The organism is Sphingomonas sp. MMS24-J13 (genome assembly GCF_044905095.1).
Taxonomy (GTDB): Bacteria; Pseudomonadota; Alphaproteobacteria; order Sphingomonadales; family Sphingomonadaceae; genus Sphingomonas_I.
Genome location: NZ_CP173258.1, coordinates 992,616 through 1,016,183, shown reverse-complemented (window position 1 = coordinate 1,016,183; position 23,568 = coordinate 992,616). Strand labels below are relative to the sequence as shown.

Sequence of the window (23,568 nt, the reverse complement as noted above, 5' to 3'; positions counted from 1 at the left end):
AAGATGGGTACCGGCGGCATCGAACACGCAATGACATGGATCATTTCTGTCTCAAGGTAATATATAACAAAAGTCACCTTTATATCCTGTTGATATGACATGGATAATAACCTGATTCATACGATGTACGGGAATCTACGGACATCGCCGATTTTTGACTTGGCATATCCGATGACCTCAAGGATCACAGCGACCGGCCGTGAAATGAAATTACGCCAATTTGCCAAGAATCAAGAATTACGCAAGTTTAGACAGCTCCCCGCCGTGCGGTTTGCGGTTGTGAGGCCGTCTTTGCTGCCGGCTCCAAAAAGGCCGTTTCTGCAATCGCATTCGCATTCAGGGAACCCGGCGCGGCGAATACCAACGCCCCCCGATCCCACCAATTAATTCCTACAAGAAGGGGAAATTATGACAAAGTTTGCGCCTTTAGTGGCGGCCACGATGGCCGGCGCCCTCGTTGCGGTGCCGGCAGTCGCCACAACCGTCACCAGCTCGTTCAACGTGACAGCGAATGTCCAGGCGACGTGCTCGGTATCGGCCACCAATATGGCCTTCGGCGCCTATACCGGCGTGCAGCTGGTGAGCACCTCGAGCCTCTCGATAACCTGCACCAACACCACGGGCTATGCGGTTGGCCTCGATGCCGGCACCGCCACCGGTGCCACCGTAACCAGCCGCAAGATGACCGGTCCGGCTGCGGCGACCCTCGGCTACGGGCTGTACCGGGACGGCGGCCACACCAGCAACTGGGGCCAGACGGCCGGGACCGACACCGTGGCGGGAACCGGGTCCGGCACGGCGCAGTCGCTGACGGTCTACGGCTTGGTTCCCGCCGGCCAGACGCCGCCGGCAGGCTCCTATTCTGACACCATCACCGTAACAGTGAGCTACTAATCATGACGAAGCACACTCGCCGCCAGGCGCACCCGCGCGCCATGATGATCGCGCTGATTGGAGTTTCCTTCACTGGAGCCATGTCGGTGGCCAGCCCGGCTGACGCGGCCACCACGACCACAACCTTCCCGGTTTCGGCCACGGTCCAGGCCGCCTGCTCGATGAGCGCCAGCAACATCGCTTTCGGGACCTACACCGGAGCGACGCTCACTGCGACGGGCAGCCTTTCAGTCACCTGCACCAACTCGACCTCGTTCACGGTCGGCCTGAGTGCAGGCACCGGCAACGGTGCGACGACGACGACCCGCAACATGATGGGCCCCGGCGCAGCCACGCTGAGCTACCAGATGTTCCGCGACGCAGGCTATTCGGCCAATTGGGGCAACACCATCGGTACCGACACCTACCCCGGGGTCGGTACCGGCTCCGGGCAGATCCTGACGATCTACGGAAGGGTGCCGGCCGGCCAGGGCAGCACGCCCGGTGCCTATAGCGACACGATCACCGCTACTCTCACCTACTGAACGAGGAAAACCATGATCATCAACAAATCCCGCGCGCCGGTCCGCCGGAGCATGTGCGCCGCCTCCAGCATGATCGCTGCCTCCCTTTTGGCTTTGGGCGCCGGCCGCGCGACGGCGCAGTCGCTGACCGTGCTTCCGGTGACGGTCCAGATGGCTGCGGGACAGAAGTCCGCCAGCCTGACCATCATCAACCAGGGTGAGACCGAAACGGCGGTTCAGGTCCGCGTCTACGCCTGGAACCAGAGCGATGGATCCCAGGTCCTGGTCCCCACCAGCGATGTCATCGTAAGCCCGCCGCTGGCGACGGTGGCGCCATCGGCGGCGCAGGTGCTCCGCCTCGTCCTTAAGCGCCAGCCGCAGGGGCAGGAGCTGACCTATCGAATTCTGGTCGATCAGATTCCCACGGCGGCGGCGGCTCCGGGAACGGTCAAGATTGCGCTGCGCCTGTCGATCCCGATCTTCGCCGAGCCCGCGGAGCGGGTTGCTTCGCACGTGCGCTTCCACATGGAGCGCTCGGCTGGGGAGAATTATCTGGTCGCGGTCAATGATGGCTCCCGCCACGAAGCCTACCGCGACATCACCTTGACCACCGCGACCGGTGTGGCCCTGAAGACAGACGTCAACGCCTCGCCCTATATCCTGGCCGGCGCCACGCGCCGGTGGCATGTCACCGGAGCGGCACCCGGAGCGATCCCGGCTGGAGATCTTCACCTGACTGCGCGCATCGACGGCGGCACCGTCGATCAGAATCTGGCCGGTGCCGCAGGCTCCTGACGGCCATCGATCGATTGGCGCCCGTCTGGTCGGCCTGGCGATCTGCCTCATGCTGATGTTTGGCGCAGCGGGCGCCGCCCGGGCCTCCGAGGAAGCCCTCCTGCTCGACATACACGTCAACGGGCGCGCGATCGACAAGCTCGGCGAGTTCACGCTGCGCGATGGGGCTTTGCTGGCATCTGCCACCGAATTGCGGGCGCTTGGTTTTCATGTTCCCGATAGTGTGCGGGTCGGGTCGGACGGGCTCATCGCCTTGTCCGACCTGCCCGGCGTCTCGTGGCGCATCGATCAACCGAACCAGGCGCTCTACGCCACTGCGTCGGATGTCAGCCTCGAACCTCACGTCCTGAAGCCTGACGGAACGGCACCGGACGTGCCGGTCGACAGCGCCTCCGGCGTTACGGTGAACTATGACGTCAACGCCACGGTCGCTGGTGGCAACGCGGCAGGTAGCGGCCTGCTGGACGTGCGGCTGTTCTCGCCTCGCGGTTTGGCAACCTCGACCTTCATGGTGGCCGCCCGTAGCGGCTCCACGTCGGGCCGGGCTTCCGTGGTGCGGCTGGATTCCGCCTACACAATTTACGACACCAACGCGCTTCGCCGGTATCGCGCCGGCGATTTCATCAGCGGCGGGCTCAGCTGGTCGCGGGCTGTCCGCATGGGCGGTCTGCAGGTCGCCACCGACTTCAGCATCCGGCCCGATTTGGTGACATTTCCCCTTCCGACGATAACGGGCTCCGCTTCGGCGCCATCGACGCTTGATGTTCTGGCAGGGGGCGTCAGGGTGCTCAGTCGCGCGATCGATCCGGGCCCGTTCCAGATCCCGCAACTCCCCGTGGTTACCGGGGCCGGCGACATCACGGTCACGCTGACCAATGCGCTGGGGCGGCAGGTGGTCGCCTCGCTGCCGTTCTACGCGAGTTCCTCGCTGCTAGCGCCGCATCTGCAATCCTTCTCGGCGCAGATCGGCGCGGTGCGGCGCAACTGGTCGCTTCTGAGCAACGATTATGGCCCGGTGGCCGCGATCGCCAGTTACCGGCGCGGGTTGACTGACCGGCTGACGCTGGAAGCCACCGGTGAAGCGACGGCGGGCGTCGTCATGCTCGGCGGCGGTCTGGTGACGATGGTGGGAAACATCGCCGTCCTGCACGGCGCCTTCGCGATGAGTTCCGGCTCGGGGCAGCACGGCGCCCTGGCCACCGCGGGAATCCAGCGGGTCGACCGGAGGTTCAGCTTTGCGGCATCGGCAAGCGTCGCGAGTTGCATGTTCCGCGACGTGGCCGCGATGAGTGGCGACCCGGTTCCACGGCTGGAGTTGCGCATCAGCGGTGGGCTGGTGCTCGGCCGCTATGGAACGGCGAGCGTGGCCTATGCTGCAATTGATCGGGACGCGCAGGATCTCGCAATCCAGCCTTATGCCGCCGCCGCGGCATCCTCTTTCAATGGTGTCACCTATGCCCAGGCGGTCGAGCGCGCCCACATCCTGACTGGCACCTACGCCCTGCCGCTGGGCCGGCTTTCTTTCACCGTCACCGGATACCGCGATTTCGCGAGCGCAAATGCAAAGGGATTTATCGTGGGGTTGTCGATGCCGCTCGGTGCTCGCAGCTCAGGCGGAGTGAGCGTCGGACGGTCCTCTGGCAAAGGCTATGCCCAGGCTCAGGTCCAGCGATCGGCGATATCAACCGGCGAATGGGGGTACCAATTCTACGCGCTGGAAGGCGAGAGCGCGCATCGCTTCGCCCAGGCGCAATACCGCTCGCCCGTCGGCCTGATCACCGCGGGCGTCGATCAGTTCAGGGGCCAGACTTCGGCTCGCGCCGAACTTCAGGGCTCCGTGTCGGCGATGGATGGCCGCCTCATCGCAGCCGGGCCGATCGACGACAGCTTCGCGATCGTGGACACCAATGGCACGGGCCACGTCCACGTCCTGTACGAGAACCGCGTGATCGGTGTCACCAACGGGGCCGGGCGCCTGCTGGTGCCCGATCTGCGGTCATTCGACATCAACCACCTCGCGATCGAGCCGACCGACGTGCCGGCCGACGCCACGATCGGATACGTCACCCGCGACGTGCGACCGCAGGATCGGTCGGGGGTCGTCGTGCGGTTCCCCATCAAGGCCAGTCACGCCGCATTGTTGAAACTGGTCGACGATGCCGGCGTGCCGTTGGCGCTGGGAAGCACGGCGGTGCTGGAGAGTTCCGGGGCCGCTGCTCCCGTCGGGTACGACGGCGCGACCTATATTCAGGACCTGGCGGCGCGCAATCGCCTGACTGTCAACAAGCCCGACGGACGGCGCTGCTCTGTCGTTTTCGATTATCGTCCCGTCCCAGGCGACATTCCGACGATCGGGCCGCTCATGTGCCTCGAAGCGGCACAGTGAAGGTGGCGCTTTTTCTGTGTGCGGCAGGCCTGTTCGCTCCCGCGGCAACGCCTGCCGCCTGCACGGTCTCGACCGCGGGCATCACGTTCGGCATCTACAATCCAACCTCACCGACCCCCGCCGATTCGGCCGGCGCGATTTCCGTAGAGTGCACCTATCCCGACGGCGACGCCGGCTATGTCATCGCGTTGGGGGCGGGCAGCAGCGGCGATTCCCAGCGCACGATGATCGGCGGAAACGGTGTCCTGCACTATCAGCTGTTCCTCGATGCGGGCCACAGCCAATCCTGGGGCGATGGGAATGGCGGGTCCTCGGTGATTTCGGGGGCGGGCAGCAGGCGCCAGACCTATCCGATCTATGGCCGCATTCCGGCGCGGCAAGCCGTGGTACCGGGCTCCTTTTTCGACATGCCGGTGATGACGATAACCTTCTGAGCAAGCGAGACCACTCTTCGCAGATCAGAATTCGATTGTGAGCCTGGTGACGCCTGCGGCCGGATCGCGAACCAGGGAAATCTGCGGTTGACGCGCCGGGATCCTATTCGTTTGGTTTGGGGACACAGACCCACAGGCCTGGAATGGAGACCGGATTACATCCTGCGGCTGTTCCAACAACCTCTTCGCCGCGATTGAGCAGCTCGCTTCGACGGTCGCTCCCACGGTGAAACTGGCCGACGCAACCGCAGCAACCCCGCTCGCCGGATCAGCAAGCGTCGCGATGAGCAGGCCGTAGGCAATAAAATGGCGCATCCAGGATCCACGTCGCAAGCGACAGGCCTGAGACGATTACGTTAAGATCCAGTTTAGAGGCGTCGGTCCGAGCCGAAGCCATGTGAAGGGGCTGAGTCCGACAAGGCTAGGTGGAGCTGGATACCAAGCTGCGCTGATCACGACACACGAGCCCATTTGCGGAGGCCTTTGGATGACCGGCAAGGCAGGGGCGCCGGCGCTATTCTAACCGCGATACCGCGCACTCCACCCCGGCGCGGGCGGCTGATGCAACCGTGTCTCCGGGATAAGTTCCCGCACCCGGCCGGCAAAACGCCGCAGCGCCACTTCCTCGCGGCTCAGCGGCCCGACCGAGAAGCTCGACGAGCCCATGCCCGCCTGCACCCGTGCGACGAGATCGGTGTCCTCGGCATTGACCTGTCGGTTGATGCGCCAATTGAGATAGCGCGCCGCGCGCATCTCGCGTCGATCGTCGGGCAGGACATAGCTGATCTCGCGGATCAGCGTCTCGGTCGGCGAGACCGGCAGGAACTGCATGAAATCGACCTGATCGGGATAGATATCGAACGCGACGTTGGGCCAGAGCTTGAAATAGGTCCACAGCCGCTGCCGTTCGGGCGGCAGATGCGGCACTTCGGGCAGGAAATGGAGATAGGCCCGCTCGGAGATATTGGCCGATCGCCGGTCGAGCAGATCGCCCCACATCTTGTCGACCCATTCCTCGGATTCGACGCCATAGCCGTCGCCCATCAGCCGCTTGAGGCCGGGATGCGCGACCTGGATGTGGAGCCCGTCCGAATAATTGTCGGCGATATTCTTCCAGTTCACGTCACGCGGGCGCAGCGTGACGCGGCCGAGCGCCTTCAGTTCGGGGAAACGATATGGCTCGACCTCATGCGTATAGGGCGACATCATCTCGGCGACACTGGGCCCACCGCCTTCGAGACGGATGAAGATGAAGCCCTGCCAGATTTCCAGCTCGATCGGTGTCAGGGTCAGCCCCGCCAGCGCTTGCGGATCGTAGGTCGATCGCATCGGCACCCCGGTCAGCCGCCCGTCCTGGCCATAGCTCCACGCATGATAGGGACAGACGATCCGCGCAGCGCAGCCGCCTGCGCCGTCGAAGATGCGCGCGCCGCGATGGCGGCAGACATTGTGGAACGCGCGCACGATGCCGTCCTGCCCGCGCATGACGATCGCGCTCTCGCCGGCATAATCGAGGCCATGCCAGTCGCCCGCGCCCGACACGTCACTCTCGTGGCACACCACCTGCCATGACGGACGGATCACGCGCGCCAGCTCGACCTGGAAATATTCGGGGTCCGAATAGAGCCATGCCGGCAGGCTCATGCCCGCTTCCGGATCGTGATCGGGCAGGTCGAATGCGGTGGCGATGATCGGTCTCCTCTTGGGCCTGGACCCTGCACCCGCGACGATCCCCGATCAATATCGTCATTGACACGGGCGCCGCGCCGCGCCCTTCTCGGCCACCATGGCCAGCCGAACCGCAGAGCCCACCGGATCGATCGAGACCGCGCTGGCGCATGCGCGGCGGATGCTCGCGACACGCCCTGATCTGGCGATCGAGCAGGCGCAGGAGATTTTGCGCGTCGTCCCGCGCCATCCCGCAACCATGATCCTGCTGGCGGACGCATGGCGCGCGCGCGGCAATCAGCTTCACATGGCGGGCGACGAGGCCGGCGCCGATGCCGCGCATATGCAAGCGCTCAACGCATCGATCGCCGATCCCGCTTTGCTGCATGCGGCGGATGCGTTGGCGCGCAACGATCTGCCGGTCGCCGAGCGCCTGTTGCGTGAACGGCTCAAGCAGGCGCCCACCGATGTCGGTGCGATCCGCATGCTGGCCGAACTGGCCGGGCGGATCGGGCGCCATCGCGATGCCGAAAACCTGCTGCGCCGCGCGATCGAACTGGCGCCGGGTTTTGCCGCCGCGCGCCACAACCTCGCCTTGCTGCTCCACCGCCACGGCAACCCGGCCGAGGCCCTGACGCAGATCGATCGCCTGATCGCAGGCGAGCCCGACAATATCACCTACACGATCCTGCGCGCCGCGATCCTCGGCCGACTAGGCGATTACCATGCCGCGATCACGGCCTACCGCGCGATCCTCGATCATTATCCGCGCCAGGCCAAGGTGTGGATGAGCATGGGCCATGCGCTCAAGACAGTCGGCCAGCAGGACGAGAGCATCGCCGCCTATCGCCGCAGCCTGACGCTGGAGCCGACGCTGGGCAGCAGCTGGTGGAGCCTCGCCAACCTCAAGACCTTCCGCTTCACGCCCGACGATGTGACGGCGATGGAGCGGGCGCTCACGGTGCCGGGGACGAGCGAGGAGGATCGCTATCAGCTCGAATTCGCGCTCGGCAAGGCGCGCGAGGATGCGGGCGAATGGCAGGCGAGCTTCGGCCATTATGCCGAGGCCAATCGCCGCCGCCGCCGCGCCTTGCTCGATTATGATCCTGCGCACGTCACCGCGATCGTCGATCGCCAGCGCGCGACGCTCGACGCCGATTTCTTTGCCGCCCGCAAAGGCTGGGGTTGCCCGGCTGAGGATCCGATCTTCGTCGTCTCGTTGCCGCGGTCGGGATCAACGCTGATCGAGCAGATCCTTGCCAGCCATTCGCAGGTCGAGGGCACGATGGAATTGCCCGACATCGGCATGATCGCCGGACGCCTCGGCCCCGGCGGGATCATGCAGCTGACCGAGAGCGACGCGCGCGCCTGGGGCGAGGATTATCTCGCGCGCACCGCGGTCCAGCGCAAGCATGGCAAGCCGCGCTTCGTCGACAAGATGCCGAACAACTGGACCTATCTGGCGCTGATCCACCTGATCCTGCCCAATGCGCGGATCGTCGATGCGCGGCGCCATCCGCTCGGCTGCGGATGGTCCCTGTTCAAGCAGCATTTCGCGCGCGGCCAGTCCTTCTCCTACGATCTGGCCGAGATCGGGCGTTATTATCGCGATTACGTCCGCGCGCTCGATCATGTCGATCATGTGCTGCCGGGCCGCGTCCACCGCGTCTTCTACGAGGCGATGGTCGAGGATACCGAAACGCAGGTACGGGCCTTGCTCGATGCGGTCGGCCTGCCCTTCGAGGCCGCGTGCCTGCGTTTCCACGAGACCGAGCGCGCGGTGCGCACCGCCTCGTCCGAACAGGTACGCCGCCCGATCTTCCGCGAAGGCCTTGATCATTGGCGCAATTTCGAACCGTGGCTCGGGCCGCTCATCGATGCGCTGGGCCCGGTGCTGACCCGTTATCCGGACGTGCCGCGCGGGGCGTGACATTTTTGCAGGGCACAACGGAGAAAGGCGCGCGCCCCTGCGCCGCCCGCTTGACATAGTTTCGCCGCAGGAACAGCCTTCGCGCATAAGTCATAAAGGGGTCATTCATGCGCGGATCCAAGCCCTTTTCGCTGCTGCTTTTTTCCTCGACGATGCTGACCGTGCCGATGAGCGGCGTTGCAGCGCAGCAGGCCGCCCCGCCTGCCGCCGGCGACGCACCGGCTTATAATAACGAGATCATCGTCACCGCCACCAAGCGGTCCGAAAGCCTGCAGAACGTGCCGATCAGCGTGCAGGCGCTCACCTCCGCCACGCTCGACCAGCATCAGGTCGCCTCGTTCGACGACATCGCCAAATTGCTGCCGAGCGTGAGCTACCAGTCGTTCGGCCCCGGCCAGGCACAGCTCTATTTCCGCGGCATCGCGACCGGCGGCGACGGCCTCGCTGCCGGCCCACTGCCGGGCAGCGGCCTCTATATCGACGAGACACCGGTCACGACGATCTTCAGTTCGGTCGATCTGCACGCTTACGATCTGGCGCGGGTCGAGGCTTTGTCTGGCCCGCAAGGAACGCTCTATGGCGCAAGCTCGCTGTCGGGCACGCTGCGCATCATCACCAACAAGCCCGATCCGAGCAAGTTCTCGGCGGGTTACGACCTGCAGGGCAACAAGTTCGGCAAGGGCGGCTATGGCGGACAGGCCGAGGGGTTCGTCAACCTGCCCCTCAACGAGACGATGGCGATCCGCCTCGTCGGCTATTACAACCATGATGGCGGCTATATCGACAATACGCCGGGAAGCCGCACCTATGAGCGGCCGCACACGGTCGGCACCGACACCGACGGCAATCCGATCATCGCCGATGCACCGATGACGGTGAACAATGCGTCGCTGGTGAAGAAGGACTACAATACCGTTGACGATTATGGCGGCCGCGCCGCTCTTCTGATCGACCTCGATGATCATTGGACGATCACGCCGGGTATCATCTACCAGCATATGAAGGCGAAGGGGGAGTTCCTCTACGATCCGCGCGCCGGCGATCTGCAGAACCACGATTTCACGCCCAGCAAGGACGTCGACAAATGGTACATCGCGTCGCTGACGGCGCAGGGCAAGATCAGCGACTGGGATCTGACCTATTCGGGGTCCTACTTCCACCGCACGGTCGAGAACGTCGCGGATTATTCTTACTTCACCGTCGCTTACGATACATATCCGGATTACAATTATCTGGTCGACAAGAACGGCAAGAATATCGATCCGACCCAGACGATCCGCGGCTACGACAAATATAGCAAGATGGCGCACGAACTGCGCATCAGCTCGAACGCGCAAAACCGCCTGCGGGTGACGGCCGGCCTGTTCTACCAGCGCCAGGTCGACGATCGCATCGCCGAATATATCATCCCGGGCGTCAGCACCGCGGTGAACCCGTTCAGCCCGCCGGTGCCGGGGGCAGGTGCGGACGACGTCTATTATACCAACATCCACCGCGTCGACCGCGACTATGCCGCGTTCGGCGAAGCGTCGTTCGACATTCTGCCGAACCTGACGCTGACCGGGGGTATCCGCGGCTTCAAGGCGCATAATACGCTGAACGGCTTCTCGGGCGGCGCCGGCGCGGTCGATCGGCAGATCAGCGTGTTCGGTTGTACCGGCACGACCGCACAGGCCTGCCCGAACATCGACAAATCCTACAAGGAGAGCGGCGAGACCCATCGCGTGAACCTGTCTTGGAAGGTGATGCCATCGAAGATGGTCTATTTCACCTACTCGACCGGCTTCCGCCCCGGCGGCAACAACCGCGACGCGTTCGCGCTCAACAAATTGCAGGTCATCCCGCCGTTCAAGGCCGACACGCTCACCAATTACGAGGTCGGCTGGAAGACGTCGTGGTTCGATCACACGCTGCGCTTGAACGGCGCCTTGTTCTGGGAGGACTGGAACAACGTCCAGTATAGCCTGCCCGGCATTCTCGGCATCTTCTACACCGTCAATGCCGGCGCGGCGCGCTCGCGCGGTGCCGAGGCCGATATCAGCTGGACGATCGCGCACGCTTTGACCCTGTCGGGCTCGGGCACCTATGTCGATCCGCGGCTGACGCAGGCCTTCTGCGATCAGGTGAATGGCTGCGATCCGGCCAATGGCGGGCAGGTGTTCGCGCCCAAGGGGACGCGCCTGCCGGTGACGCCGCACTTCAAGATCAACGCGACTGCGCGCTATGATTTCATGCTCGGCGAGAACAAGGCATTCCTGCAGGGCGGGGTCAACCACCAGAGCGGAACGACCTCCTATCTCTCGACCTCGGGCGAGGATGCGATCGGGCCGACGAACGGCTTCACCACCTTCGATTTCTCCGCCGGGATCAAGTGGCACGGGCTTTCGTTCGAAGCCTTCATCCAGAATGCCTTCGACAAGCGCGGCATCCTCAGTAAGAACATCGTGTGCGCCCCGAACCTGTGCGGCCAATATGCCCGGCTTTATCCGGTCAAGCCGCAACTGTTCGGGCTGAAGGTCGGCCAGCGGTTTTAAAATAGCCCGTCACTCCCGCGAAGGCGGGGATCCATAGTCTCTGAAGTTCGGAGTTTATGGATCCCCGCCTTCGCGGGAATGACGAATATAAAAAGTTGGAGTGCCTACGTGACCCGGATTTTCATCACCGCCCTTCTGGCCTCCGCAGCTGCCCCGCTCCTCGCGGCGACACCTTCGCACCCGCAGGCCGACGCGCAGGCGCTCGATCTCGCCAAGAAGGCGATCTCGCTGCGCTCGGTCGACGGGCCGGGCGATCAGACGCCGCAGGTGGCGGCCCTGTACAGGGATGCGCTCGTCGCCGGCGGGTTCGCGCCCGGCGACGTGACGATCACCCCGTTCGGTACCACCGCTTACCTGATCGCCACCTGGCCGGGGAAGAACCCCAAGCTGAAGCCGCTCGTGATTTCGGGCCATATGGACGTGGTCGAGGCGAAGCCGTCCGACTGGCAGCGCGATCCGTTCACACCGGTGGTCGAGAATGGCTATCTCTACGGGCGTGGTGCCACCGACATGAAGTTCGACGGCACGATCGCGATCGCCGCCGTGCTCGAACTCAAGCGCCAGGGCTACCAGCCCGAGCGGACCATCATCGTCGAATTTTCGGGCGATGAGGAAACGCGGATGAAGACCAGCGCGATCATTGCCGAGAAGCTCTCGAACGCCGAACTGGTGCTCAACATCGACGGTGGCGGCGGATCGCTCGACGAGAAGACCGGCAAGCCGCTCTATTTCACCTGGCAGGGCGCCGAGAAAACCTATGCCGATTTCGAGCTGACCGTCACCAATCCGGGCGGCCATTCATCGGCCCCGCGCAAGCTTAATGCGATCAACCAACTAGCCGCCGCCCTGGTGCGGATCGGGCAATATCAGTTCAAGCCCGAGGTGAGCGATCTCACCCGAGCCTATTTCCAGCAGGCGGCTGCGTACCAGACGCCCGACATCGCTGCCGCCATGCGCGCCTTCGCCGCCGATCCGACCGACAAGGCCGCGATCGCGACGCTGACGGGCAATCCGGCGACGATCGGCAAGATCGGCACGACCTGCGTCACGACCATGATCAGCGGCGGCCATGCGATCAACGCGCTGCCGCAGCGCGCGACCGCGAACATCAACTGCCGCATCTTCCCCGGCCACAAGCCGGCCGACATCATGAAGGAACTGGAGCAAGTCGCGGCCGATCCGGCGATCGGCCTCAAGGACGTCACCGAAGGGTCGGTCGCCAACGATCCCTCACCGATGCGCGCCGATTTCGTCGCCGCGGTGACCAAGGCGATGGGGACGATCCACCCCGGCCTGCCGGTCTTCCCGAGCATGGCATCAGGCGCGAGCGACAGCATGTGGTTCCGCTACCACCATGTGCCGAGTTACGGCGCGAGCCCGGTCTTCATCAAGGATTCGGACGATTTCAGCCACGGCCTGAACGAGCGCACGCCGGTCGACAATGTCGCGCCGGCGATCACCTATTATCTGTCGCTGCTAACCGATCTGTCGAAGAAATAAGGAAAAATCCTCCTAGAAATTTCTTGGACGGGGGGCCATCGAGTGGCGATGGTGGAGGTACGGCCGTCGAAGCCGCCGCCCCTCCCGCCACGCCGCTACATGGCGCGCCCCCTTCCTGGCAAAAGCAGGGGAGGAATTTTCCATCTCTATTTGTGCCCAACGATCGTTCCGACCGCAACGCGGCCATCTGCCGCGCTCGCCGAGAAGACCGCGCCGATTTCTTGCGCGGCGGGACCAAACAGCCAGCCATTGAGCTTGCCGTTGAACGTGCCGGCGTCATTGAACGTAAATGTCCCGCCAAACCCGTTCGCGCCGGACAAGAGTTTCCCCGAGGAAGCGAAGGTGGTTTCTTCGCTGCCGCCGCGTGACGGTGCGGTTACCGCACCCATCGACCCCGTCATGGTATAGCTGCCAGCACCGAAATCGAGCGTTGCGGTTCCGCCGCCAGCAAAGGTCGGACCAAGGGCGTGTGATCCGGAACTGCCAAGCGATGGCGTCGTCCCTTCGTAACCTTGGAGATCAAGCGTGAAAGTCGCCGTGCCGCTCGTCGGCACGGCATTGACCGGCGTCGGAATCCCGAAGATCGCCTCATTATAGGCATAGACCTTGTTGGCGCCACTATTGGCCACACTCCACCAATTAGCGTACCCGACATAACTATAGATGAAATACGGCTGTGTGGCCGGACGATTGGTCCCCTCACGAGACAAGAAGGCAATGACCCGATCACTCTGGCACGACGTTCCAATACAAACGTTGGCTGCCGAAGTGATCGCTGTATCATTGGGAATCAGGGTCGCCCGGTCCGGGGCATTTCCGCTCGCTGCTGTCCCCGGGCTCGAAACGGTATAGGTATTCGAGGCGGCATCGTAACTGATCGACGCGCCCGTCCCGGGATTAATCGCATTGGCGCTCGACAGGGCGCTTGCCGACTGCGTGACCGTTGCACGGACCGCGAGCGTTGCGAAGGCCTGGCTTGCCAGTGGGCCGCCAAGCGTCGTGTTGGCCGATGCCGTTTGCGGCGCGGCGATGCCCGGGTCGCTCGGCGTGACAATGGGCGTCGGAGTGCTGGCGACGCCGCCACCCCCACCACAACCAGACAGCAGCAGCGGCAGTGCTGCGCAGGCACTCCATCGCACCACGATGCAAAGACGCCGCGCCGAACGCTCGCGATTTTTTCCCTGAGCCATCGTGTTCATACCACCCCCGGTTTAGAACGCCGCTCCGACCCCGACGTTGAAATATCTGCGTTTGTAGGCATAAATCGCGACCGAAGAAAGATTGCGATCGTATCCAATCCGGAGCAACGGCGCGACCGTCCCAAGCCGCAGCCCACGAAAGGTTGCGGTGAGGCTGGCGCTGCAGAACGTGTCTTCCCGTCGCATCACGAACAGCTGCAATCGCCGGTCCGCTGCGAGTTTCGCATAGCCGAGGCTCGCGACGAGCGTTGTGCGTCCAAGTTCGCGATATCCATAGACCCGCGCACTACCGCTTGCGAAGGAGAAAGCGGGATCGGCGGCCACATCGCGCTGCACTGTAAGCGTGGCACCCACTCCGGTCCGCGCGCCGAAAGCCCGATCCGCGCCAGCGGTCAGGGCATAAGAGGTGGCATCTTGCACCGGATTGAAATGGTTCTCGACGCCGGAAACGGACGCAGTAATTCGCGTTTCAGCGCGCTTGCCGATCGGATGAGACCAATCGGCACTGGTTCCCACCGCAACGCTGTACGCCTTCAATCCGTACCAGCGCCATCCCCCGGTCGCCGCGAGACTGACCTGGTCCCGGCCAAAGCGCATTTCAGGTCCGACGCTGACGGCGAGCGACATGTCGTCATAGCGGCTCGCGCGATAGGCTGCGGCGCTGGCGGACACGCGGGTGAGCATATCCAGCCCATTCTTCACTGGAATTCGCCAATAGACCTGGGCTTTGCCAGCGATGCCAATTCCCGGTTTCGCGCGCGCCGATCGATCGAGCGTGAACGTGCCCAGCACCGTATCGAGCGCGCCAGCGCGGGTTGCGCGGTTGATGTTGCTGTCGGGCGCGAACGAGAGTTCGAACGACCCTCCCAGAGGCTTGCCCGCCCGCAATGCGTTGGCGAAGAGCCGCACCGTCCGCTCGACTTCGGGGGGCAGCCCGGCGGCTTCGGTCGCTCGCAATTCACGACGCGCCGCAGCTTGATCGCCCAGCAATCCATACATCCGAGCTAGTTCGAGCCGGACCCGAGTTGCCTTTGGTTTTTCTGCCAGTATCTGCCGGAACGCGATCGCCGCCCGGCGATAGTCGTGGAGTAGATCGGCCAACATGAGGCCGAGCCTGAACCGCGCCTCGGTCCGCAGTTCGATATCGGGATTCTGGCTAAGCGCGCGATACGCTCGTTCGGCGCTGACTAGGTCTCCGGCGTCGCGCGCGGCGTCCGCGAGGGCAAACAATTCCACGGGCGTCAGGGTCTCGACGGTGCGTCCGGGCGCTTCGCCAGTCAACTGCTGCACGTTCTGATCGACCGGTGTGCTCGCACACGGGCTTACCGCCGCAACGATCGCGCCGCACGATATAGGCCCAATGATCCCCCCGATCTTCCCCACGGATATCGTCTATCGCGCCGCGGTTATCGTGCAAAGCTATGCGACAAAGACCATCGCAACTGCCCCGACGTAAAACGAAGGAACGCTTTGAGGGTCATGTGCCTAGCAGATCCCGCGGGACAGATCCTTAGCCCCGTAGCCTTGCCCCCACCTTCGCCGCCGCCGCCACGATCTTGTCCGAGATCGCCTGCAGTTCCGCGTCGGTGAAGCTCTTCTCCGCCGGTTGCAGCTTCACCGCCACAGCGAGGCTCTTCTCGTCTTCGCCGAGCCCCGGGCCGGTGAAGACATCGAACAGGGCCGCATCGACGATCGCCGCCTTGTCCGCCCCGCGGACCGCACGCAGCAGCGCGTCGGCCGGCGCATCGCGCTTCGTCACGAAGGCGAAATCGCGCGTCACCGGCTGCAGCGCAGGTGGAGCATAAGCGGTGCGCATCCGCCCGGTCTCGCGCTTCACCGGCACCGCATCGAGATAGATTTCCGCCGCGACCACCGGCCCAGCGAGATCGAACGCGCCGAGCAGGCTCGGGTGGAGTTCGCCGAAATCGGCCAGCACGGTCTTGGGGCCGAGCCGGAGCGAGCCCGAGCGGCCAGGATGCCAGCCACCCGACGACGCTTCCATCACCTGCAGCCGATCGATCGGCGCGCCCGCCGCCGCAAGCAAGGCGATCGCTTCGGCCTTGGCGTCGAACGCATCGAACCTGCCCTTGCCGCCGCGCCAGTCACGCGGCGCCTCGCCCGCCATCACCAGACCCAGAGTGGGCCGCTCGGCATCGGCGAGATAGCGCCGCCCGATCTCGAACAGGCGCACCGCGCCGGCGCCACGATCGACATTGCGCCGGGCCGCGCTGAGCAGCCCCGGCAGCATCGACGGGCGCATCGCCTTCATGTCCTCGCTGATCGGATTGTCGAGCACCCACGCCGCGCCGCCGAAGCGATCCGCCTCGGCCACCGGCAGGAAGCTCCACGTCACCGCCTCGTCGAGGCCGCGCGCGGCCGCCGTGCGGCGCACGACGCGCTCGATCTTCTGCTCGGGCGTCGCCGTCGGCCGGGCCACGCCCTCCGAACGCGGCAAGGCCACGCCGGGCACGGTATCGAGCCCCTCGATCCGCACGACCTCCTCGACCAGATCGGCCGGCCCGTCGACGTCACGGCGCCAGCTCGGCACGCGCACCGTCCACACCCCATCGATGCCGAAGCCGAGCCGGCTCAGGATCGCGCGCTGGCGATCGGCCGGAACCTCGATCCCCGCCAATTTGGCGGTCATGTGCGGATCGTAGCGGAAGGTCGGGTGCCCCGCCGGCGCCTGACCGGCTTCGATCACCTCGGTCGGGTGTCCGCCGCAAATCTCCATCACCAGCCGGGTCGCGATGGCGAGCCCGTCATGGAGGAAGGCCGGATCGACTCCGCGCTCGAAGCGCTGGCGCGCGTCGCTGGTGAGCCCGAGTTTCTGGCCGGTGCGCGCGATGCGCTCGGGCGTGAAATAAGCGCATTCGATCAGCACATCGGCGGTCGTCTCCGACACACCCGATTCCAAGCCGCCCATGATGCCGCCGATATCGTGCACATGCGCATCATCGGCGATGACGGTCATGTCGGGATCGAGCGTATAGGTCTTGCCGTTGAGCGCGGTCAGCGTCTCACCCGGATTTGCCTTGCGCGCGGTCAGTCCGCCGGTGAGCTTGGCGGTATCGTAGACGTGGAGCGGCCGCCCATGATCGATCATCACATAATTGGTGATGTCGACCAGCGCCGAGATCGGGCGCTGCCCGACCGCCTTGAGCCGGCGCTGCATCCATTCGGGCGAGGCGCCATTGGCGACGCCCTTGACGACGCGGCCGTGGAAGGCCGGGCAGCCCTCGGGATCGTGCGTCGCGATCGGCACCGGGCAAGGGCCCTCGTTCCGGATCGACGGCACGTCGAGCGGCTTCAGGGTGCCGATGCCCGCCGCGGCCAGATCGCGCGCGATCCCGCGCACGCCCATGCAATCCTGTCGGTTGGGCGTAACCGAAATGTCGATCACCGGATCGGACAGGCCGGCATACTCGGCGAATGCCGTCCCGATCGGCGCATCCTCGGGCAGTTCGATAATGCCGTCATGCTCGTCGCCGAGCTCGAGCTCGCGCACCGAACACATCATGCCGTTCGATTCGACACCACGAATCGCGGCGACCTTGAGCACCATGCCGTTCGCCGGAACCGTCGTGCCCGGCGCCCCGAACACGCCGACCAGCCCGGCGCGTGCATTGGGCGCGCCGCAGACGACCTGAAGGCCCTTGCCGTCACCCACGTCGACCGTGAGCACCTGCAACTTGTCGGCCTGCGGGTGCGGCGCCGCGGTCAGCACCTTCGCGACGGTGAATCCGCCGAGCTTCGCCGCGGGATCCTCGACGCCCTCCACTTCGAGGCCCAGTTTGGTCAGCGCATCGACGATCTGGTCGAGCGTCGCTTCAGTCTCGAGATGGTCCTTCAGCCAGGAGAGGGTGAACTTCATGCCCCCACTCCCCCGCTCAAAGTCGGCACATCCAGAGCGCGGAAGCCGTAATGGCGCAGCCAGCGCAGATCGCCGTCGAAGAAGGCGCGCAAATCATCCATTCCATATTTGAGCATCGCAAGCCGATCGACCCCGGTGCCGAAGGCGAAACCCTGCCACACCTCGGGATCGAGCCCGCAGGCGGCGATCACTTTCGGGTGAACCATGCCCGAGCCCAGCACCTCCATCCAGCCGTCCGATCCGCCGATGACGCGGCGGCCCTTCTCGATCGAATAGCCGACATCGACCTCGACCGAGGGCTCGGTGAAGGGGAAGTAGGACGGGCGCAGGCGGAGCACGATATCGTCGCGCTCGAAGAAGGCCTTGAGGAAGGTCTCGAGCGTCCAGCGCAGATGGCCGAGATGGATGCCGCGATCGATCACCAGACCTTCGATCTGGTGGAACATCGGCGTGTGCGTGGCGTCGCTGTCAGACCGATAGACGCGGCCGGGCGCGATGATCCGGATCGGCGGCTCCTGGCTGGTCATCGTCCGGATCTGGACGGGCGAGGTGTGGGTGCGCAGCAGCATCTTCTTGCCGTCGCGCGCCATCTGATCGGGGAAATAGAAAGTGTCGTGCATCGCGCGCGCCGGATGCGTCTCCGGAATGTTGAGCGCGGTGAAATTGTGCCAGTCATCCTCGATCTCGGGCCCGGTCGCGACGGCGAAGCCCAGATCGGCGAAGATCTCGGCGAGCTCGTCCATCACCTGGCTGACCGGATGGATGCTGCCCTGCAGGCTCGTGCCGACAGGCAAGGTCATGTCGAGCGTCTCGCTCGCCAGCTTCACGTCGAGCGCGGCCGCTTCCAGCGCGGCCTTCCGTTCGGCGATCGCGTCGGCCACCGCCGAGCGCAGCCCCTGAATGGCAGGCGCCTTTTCCTGCCGCTCGTCGGGCGACATGCCGCCGAGCGTCTTGAGCAAGGCGGTGATCGTCCCGCTCTTGCCCAGCGCGCTCACCCGAATCGCTTCGAGGGCATCCGCGTCGGCGGCGGCGATCGCGCCGAGAAGCTCGGCTTTTTGAGTATTTAGGTCGTTCATGAAATTGCCGCTTACCCCGTTCGTGCGTGCCTTAAGCGAGCCACGGGCGAATCAAAAGGGCGCGATCGCCTTGCAGCAATCGCGCCCCTCGAAAAGGCTGAAGGGTGTGGCTTTACGCCGCGACCCGCGCTCCTTCCGGAAGCGCCGCCTTCGCCTGGGCGATGATGGCGCTAAAGGTGGCACCCTCGTTCATCGCGAGATCGGCCAGGATCTTCCGATCCAGATCGACGCCCGCCAGCTTCAGGCCGTGCATGAACACGCCGTAGGTAAGACCCTCGGCGCGGACGGCGGCGTTGATGCGCTGAATCCACAGGCCCCGGAACGTCCGCTTCCTGACCTTGCGATCGCGATAGGCGTACTGACCCGCTTTTTCCACCGCCTGGCGGGCGATGCGGATCGTGTTCTTGCGGCGGCCGTAAAAGCCCTTCGCATCCGCGAGGATGCGCTTATGCTTTGCGTGCGTCGTTACGCCGCGTTTGACTCTTGCCATGTCCCGCTACTCCTTAATTGAGGCCGTAGGGCGCCCAGAGCTTGACGCGCGCCGTATCGGCGTCGGCAAGCACATCGGTGCCGCGGTTCTGGCGGATATATTTCGCATTGTGGCTGATCAGCCGGTGGCGCTTGCCGGCGACTCCATGCTTCACCTTGCCAGTGGCGGTGAGCTTGAAGCGCTTCTTGACGCCGCTCTTCGTCTTGAGCTTGGGCATTTTCGTCTCCTTATCGAGAGCGATCAAGAACCGCCGCGGCAGCCCATATCGGCCGGGCAATTCGTGCAAATCGCTGGAAGGGGGCGCCTATAGTGTAAGGTCGGGGGCAACGCAACACCGCGGACAAACGTTGCGGAACCGGCTCGAATGCGGCGGGTTATAGCCGCCATGGCAGATGCATCCGCAGTAGAGCCGGGCTTCATCGCCCCGCCCCGGCCGGAGCCCTCGCCGCTCCCCCGGCGCCATGACCCGGCGCGGCATGCCCTTGCAATATTTATATCGATACTGGCGACGGTCGTCGGCCTGATCTTTCTCGCCTGGCTGGTATTGTTCGTCACCAAAGGCCGCTTCCTGAAGCATACGTTCGAGCGGTATGCGAGCAGCTATTCGGGTCGCACGGTGAAGGTCGCGGGCGACTTCAACCTCTATTTCGATCCCTTCGCGACCAAATTCCTGGCCGAAGGGCTGACCGTCTCCAACCCGGCCTGGGCGAGCAAGCCCAACATGTTCCAGTCGAAGCTGATCGACACCCGCATCGCGACCATGTCGCTGATCTTCGGTGACAAGAAACGGGTCAACTGGATCAACCTGATCGACGGCGACGTCGATCTGGAATGGGATGCCAGGCACCGGAACAACACCTGGACCTTCGGGCCGGGGGCGCCGCTGACGATGCCGCTGATCGAGCGCGCCGCGATCGACGGCACGACATTGCGCTACCGCGATCCGCAGATGCAGGTGAAGGCCGATATCGCCTTCCAGCAGGTCAAGGCGGTCGGGAACCGAATTGACACGGCGATCCGCTTCAGCGGCGACGGATCGATGCGCGGCATCCCCTTTACCTTGTCGGGCAGCCAGACCTCGCCCAACGACCTGATCGCAGGCGGCCGCAACCAGTTCGCGCTGCATGTCGATGGTGCGCGCAGCCATATCGACGTCTCGGGCACGCTGCCCGGCGCTACGGTGATCGAGGGTGCGGACCTGACTGTCGGCGTGCGCGGCCAGAATCTGCGCAACCTGTTCGATCTGGCCGGCATCGCCGTACCCGATACGCGTGCGTATCGGCTGCGCGCGCACATGACCAAGCTCGGCTACGATTATCGCTTCACGCGCATCGTCGGCAATTACGGCAACAGCGACCTCTCGGGCGCGCTGACCGTCACGATCCCGCCGGCGCGCGAGGGCGATGACGGCCGCATGAAAGTGGTCGCCGATCTGAAATCGCGCCTCGTCGACATGGTCGATATCGGGCCATTCATCGGCTTCGAGCCCAATGCGCTCGCAACCAAGGGTGCCACCGCCGCGGTCAAGCAGGATGCCGGCTATCCGCGCATCCTGCCCGATGCACCGTTGCGGGTGGATGCGTTGAAGGCGTTCGATGCCAAGGTCACCTATCGCGTGGCCGATGTGCGGCAGAAGTTCGTTCCGGTCTCGAACATCCTGCTCGGGCTCGACCTCGATCATGCGCTGCTGAAGCTGAGCCCGCTCAATTTCGACATGGCGGGCGGCCATGTCGAGAGCGACATCGCGATCAACGCGCGCACGCCGGCGGTGGTCACCGATTACGATATCCGGATGTCGCCGACGCCGATGGGCAAATTGCTCGCCCGTTTCGGGGTTGCCGAATTGGGCACCACCGGCACGATCAAGGCGCGCATCAAGATGCACGGCACGGGCAATACGTTGCGCGATTCGCTCGCGACGTCGAACGGCCGCATCGCCATCGTCCTGCCCAAGGGCACCTTCTGGACCAAATACGTCCAGCTCTCCGAATTCGATGTCGGGGTGTTCGTGCAGAAGCTGTTCGAGAATAAGCTCAAGAAGCCGGTCGAGGTCAATTGCGGGTTGATCGGCTTCACCGTGCGCGACGGCATCGCCGCGGCCGACCCGATCCTGATCGATACGGACAAGAACGTGATGACCGCCAAGGGCGGCTTCAGCTTCAAGGACGAATTGATGAGCCTCGCCTTCCGTGCGGACGCCAAGAAGATCAGCCTGTTCTCCGGTCAGTCGCCGATCGGCATACGCGGCCACTTCGCCCAGCCGGCGATCCAGATCGTCACCCCGCAATTGCTGACGCGGGTGGGCGCGGCAGTGGCACTCGGCGTGGTCGCAACCCCGTTTGCCAGCCTGTTGGCTTTCGTCGATCCAGGCGACGCCAAGGCCGCCGCCTGCGGTCCAATCCTTGCGGGCGCGAACGCCGCCGCCCAACGCACCGTGAAAGGCGATCCGCGCAAGGATATCGGCCGTGGCAAGAGCGCCGACGTGAAAGAGCAGAAGAGCAAGCCGTTCATCAGGTTTTGACGAGCGAGCCCCTCGCTCGTCACCCCGGCCTTGAGCCGGGGTCCCGCTTCTTCTGTTCCGCAGAAAGGTAGCGGGATCCCGGCTCAAGGCCGGGATGACGGAACGATCAAGCCTTCTCCAGCAAACGCTCCCGCGCAATCTTCTCACGCCACACCAAAGGCCCGGTGTGGTGGACACTCTCGCCGTTGCTGTCGACCGCGACCGTCACCGGCATGTCGCGCACGTCGAATTCGTAGATGGCCTCCATGCCGAGATCGGCGAAGCCGACGACCTTGGCACCCTTGATCGCGCGCGCGACGAGATAGGCAGCACCGCCCACCGCCATCAGGTAAGCGGACTTGGCATCCTTGATCGCCTCGATCGCCGCCGGCCCGCGCTCGGCCTTGCCGACCATCGCGAGCAGCCCCTGATCGAGCATCATCTTCGTGAACTTGTCCATGCGGGTGGCCGTCGTCGGGCCGGCCGGGCCGACCACCTCGTCGCGCACCGGATCGACCGGGCCGACATAATAGATCACCCGTCCCCTGAACTCGACCGGCAGTTCCTCGCCCTTGGCCAGCATCTCTTGGATGCGCTTGTGCGCGGCGTCGCGGCCGGTGAGCATCTTGCCGTTGAGCAGGATGCGGTCGCCCGGCTTCCAGCTCGCCACCTGCTCTGCGGTCAGCGTATTCAGGTCGACGCGGATCGCCTCCTTCGACGGCGTCCATTCGACCTTGGGCCAATCCTCGAGCTTCGGCGTCTCCAGATAAGCCGGGCCCGAACCGTCGAGATGGAAATGCGCGTGGCGGGTCGCTGCGCAATTGGGGATCATCGCGATCGGCTTCGACGCGGCATGGGTCGGCCAGTCGAGGATCTTGACGTCGAGCACGGTCGATAGCCCGCCCAGCCCCTGCGCGCCGATGCCGAGCGCGTTGACCTTGTCGTACAGCTCGATCCGCAGTTCCTCGATCTTGCTGGCCGGGCCACGGGCTTTCAGTTGCGCCATGTCGATATCGCCCATCAGCGATTCCTTGGCGAGCAGCATCGCTTTCTCGGCCGTCCCGCCGATGCCGATGCCGAGCATGCCCGGCGGACACCAGCCGGCACCCATTTGCGGCACGGTCTCCAGCACCCAATCGACGATCGAATTGCTCGGGTTCATCATCTTGAACTTGGACTTGTTCTCGCTGCCGCCACCCTTGGCGGCGACGGTGACGTTGACATGATGGCCCGGCACCATCTCGACATGCAGCACCGACGGCGTGTTGTCCTTGGTGTTGACCCGGCCGAAGGCGGGATCGGACAGGATCGACGCGCGCAACTTGTTCTCGGGATTGAGATAAGCGCGGCGGACGCCCTCATCGACGACCTCCTGCAGCGATCGGCTCGACTCCAGCCGGCAATCCTGGCCCCACTTCACGAAGATCGTGACGATGCCCGTATCCTGGCAGATCGGCCGATGCCCCTCGGCGCACATGCGGCTGTTGGTGAGGATCTGCGCGATCGCATCCTTGGCCGCAGGCGACTGCTCGGCTTCGTAGGCGTCGCCCAGCGCGCGGATATAATCCATCGGGTGGTAGTAGGAGATGTACTGGAGCGCGTCGGCGACGCTCTCGATCAGATCGGCTTCGCGGATGATGGTGGTCAACGGATCGGTCCCGGCTTCGGAGGTGATGCGCGCCCATAAGCGATCGTGCGCGGGAACGGAATGTCGCAACGGCATCAGGCATAGACATAGGCCGTTCGTCCCGAGCGTAGTCGAGGGATGTTCCGCTCTAACGTGTC

At 64.5% G+C, this 23,568-nt stretch carries 17 protein-coding genes; 9 read left to right on the top strand and 8 right to left on the bottom strand.

Going from position 1 to position 23,568, the window contains the following annotated elements:
• Nucleotides 1-408 precede the first annotated feature (408 nt).
• Genes AB4Z44_RS04825 through AB4Z44_RS04805 form a run of 5 tightly spaced genes read left to right on the top strand, consistent with a single transcriptional unit; the run spans nt 409 to nt 5,012 of the window.
• A complete protein-coding gene (locus tag AB4Z44_RS04825; RefSeq protein WP_404712934.1) occupies nt 409-894 on the top strand; it encodes a spore coat U domain-containing protein in 486 nt (161 codons plus the stop codon).
• Nucleotides 895-896: 2 nt separating this feature from the next.
• The gene (locus AB4Z44_RS04820) at nt 897-1,418 is read left to right on the top strand and encodes a spore coat U domain-containing protein (protein ID WP_404712933.1); all 522 of its coding nucleotides are present in this window, start codon (nt 897-899) and stop codon (nt 1,416-1,418) included.
• 12 nt (nt 1,419-1,430) lie between these two features.
• Nucleotides 1,431-2,192: a molecular chaperone gene (locus tag AB4Z44_RS04815; RefSeq protein ID WP_404712932.1), complete on the top strand. Its 762-nt coding sequence runs from the start codon at nt 1,431-1,433 to the stop codon at nt 2,190-2,192.
• Nucleotides 2,176-4,578 carry a fimbria/pilus outer membrane usher protein gene (locus tag AB4Z44_RS04810; RefSeq protein ID WP_404712931.1) on the top strand — a complete coding sequence of 801 codons (2,403 nt, stop codon included), beginning with the start codon at nt 2,176-2,178 and terminating at the stop codon, nt 4,576-4,578. The genes AB4Z44_RS04815 and AB4Z44_RS04810 overlap by 17 nt, the downstream gene beginning before the upstream one ends.
• A gap of 2 nt (nt 4,579-4,580) precedes the next feature.
• Complete coding sequence (locus AB4Z44_RS04805) at nt 4,581-5,012, top strand: spore coat U domain-containing protein (protein ID WP_404712930.1); 432 nt, start codon at nt 4,581-4,583, stop codon at nt 5,010-5,012.
• A gap of 519 nt (nt 5,013-5,531) precedes the next feature.
• Here the strand turns inward: AB4Z44_RS04805 and AB4Z44_RS04800 are convergent.
• On the bottom strand, nt 5,532-6,656 hold the full coding sequence (locus AB4Z44_RS04800) for an aromatic ring-hydroxylating dioxygenase subunit alpha (protein WP_404712929.1): 1,125 nt from the start codon (nt 6,654-6,656) through the stop codon (nt 5,532-5,534).
• A gap of 142 nt (nt 6,657-6,798) precedes the next feature.
• Between AB4Z44_RS04800 and AB4Z44_RS04795 the strand changes: the two genes are divergently transcribed.
• The 3 genes from AB4Z44_RS04795 to AB4Z44_RS04785 all read left to right on the top strand — a co-directional run bounded on the left by AB4Z44_RS04795 (nt 6,799) and on the right by AB4Z44_RS04785 (nt 12,644).
• Nucleotides 6,799-8,610: a tetratricopeptide repeat-containing sulfotransferase family protein gene (locus AB4Z44_RS04795; protein WP_404712928.1), complete on the top strand. Its 1,812-nt coding sequence runs from the start codon at nt 6,799-6,801 to the stop codon at nt 8,608-8,610.
• A gap of 107 nt (nt 8,611-8,717) precedes the next feature.
• On the top strand, nt 8,718-11,144 hold the full coding sequence (locus AB4Z44_RS04790; RefSeq protein ID WP_404712927.1) for a TonB-dependent receptor: 2,427 nt from the start codon (nt 8,718-8,720) through the stop codon (nt 11,142-11,144).
• Nucleotides 11,145-11,261: 117 nt separating this feature from the next.
• Nucleotides 11,262-12,644, top strand: coding sequence for a M20/M25/M40 family metallo-hydrolase (locus AB4Z44_RS04785; protein ID WP_404714354.1), 1,383 nt, complete (start codon nt 11,262-11,264; stop codon nt 12,642-12,644).
• A gap of 146 nt (nt 12,645-12,790) precedes the next feature.
• Here AB4Z44_RS04785 and AB4Z44_RS04780 read toward each other — a convergent pair whose 3' ends face one another.
• From AB4Z44_RS04780 to rpmI, 6 genes are all read right to left on the bottom strand, one after another.
• Nucleotides 12,791-13,843 (bottom strand): hypothetical protein, encoded by a 1,053-nt coding sequence (locus AB4Z44_RS04780; RefSeq protein ID WP_404712926.1) that lies wholly within the window; start codon nt 13,841-13,843, stop codon nt 12,791-12,793.
• Between the two features lie 12 nt (nt 13,844-13,855).
• Nucleotides 13,856-15,133, bottom strand: a complete 1,278-nt coding sequence (locus tag AB4Z44_RS04775; protein WP_404712925.1) for a surface lipoprotein assembly modifier — start codon at nt 15,131-15,133, stop codon at nt 13,856-13,858.
• A 220-nt stretch (nt 15,134-15,353) separates the two neighbouring features.
• Nucleotides 15,354-17,717, bottom strand: a complete 2,364-nt coding sequence (gene pheT / locus AB4Z44_RS04770) for a phenylalanine--tRNA ligase subunit beta (RefSeq protein ID WP_404712924.1) — start codon at nt 17,715-17,717, stop codon at nt 15,354-15,356.
• Nucleotides 17,714-18,793: a phenylalanine--tRNA ligase subunit alpha gene (pheS, locus tag AB4Z44_RS04765; protein ID WP_404712923.1), complete on the bottom strand. Its 1,080-nt coding sequence runs from the start codon at nt 18,791-18,793 to the stop codon at nt 17,714-17,716. Before pheS ends, pheT begins: the two co-directional genes overlap by 4 nt.
• A gap of 112 nt (nt 18,794-18,905) precedes the next feature.
• On the bottom strand, nt 18,906-19,283 hold the full coding sequence (rplT, locus tag AB4Z44_RS04760; RefSeq protein ID WP_404712922.1) for a 50S ribosomal protein L20: 378 nt from the start codon (nt 19,281-19,283) through the stop codon (nt 18,906-18,908).
• A 13-nt stretch (nt 19,284-19,296) separates the two neighbouring features.
• On the bottom strand, nt 19,297-19,500 hold the full coding sequence (gene rpmI, locus AB4Z44_RS04755; protein WP_404712921.1) for a 50S ribosomal protein L35: 204 nt from the start codon (nt 19,498-19,500) through the stop codon (nt 19,297-19,299).
• A 168-nt stretch (nt 19,501-19,668) separates the two neighbouring features.
• Between rpmI and AB4Z44_RS04750 the strand changes: the two genes are divergently transcribed.
• On the top strand, nt 19,669-21,804 hold the full coding sequence (locus AB4Z44_RS04750; RefSeq protein ID WP_404712920.1) for an AsmA family protein: 2,136 nt from the start codon (nt 19,669-19,671) through the stop codon (nt 21,802-21,804).
• A 106-nt stretch (nt 21,805-21,910) separates the two neighbouring features.
• On the opposite strand, the gene AB4Z44_RS04745 is transcribed toward AB4Z44_RS04750, so the two are convergent.
• On the bottom strand, nt 21,911-23,431 hold the full coding sequence (locus tag AB4Z44_RS04745; protein ID WP_404712919.1) for a fumarate hydratase: 1,521 nt from the start codon (nt 23,429-23,431) through the stop codon (nt 21,911-21,913).
• Nucleotides 23,432-23,568 lie beyond the last annotated feature (137 nt).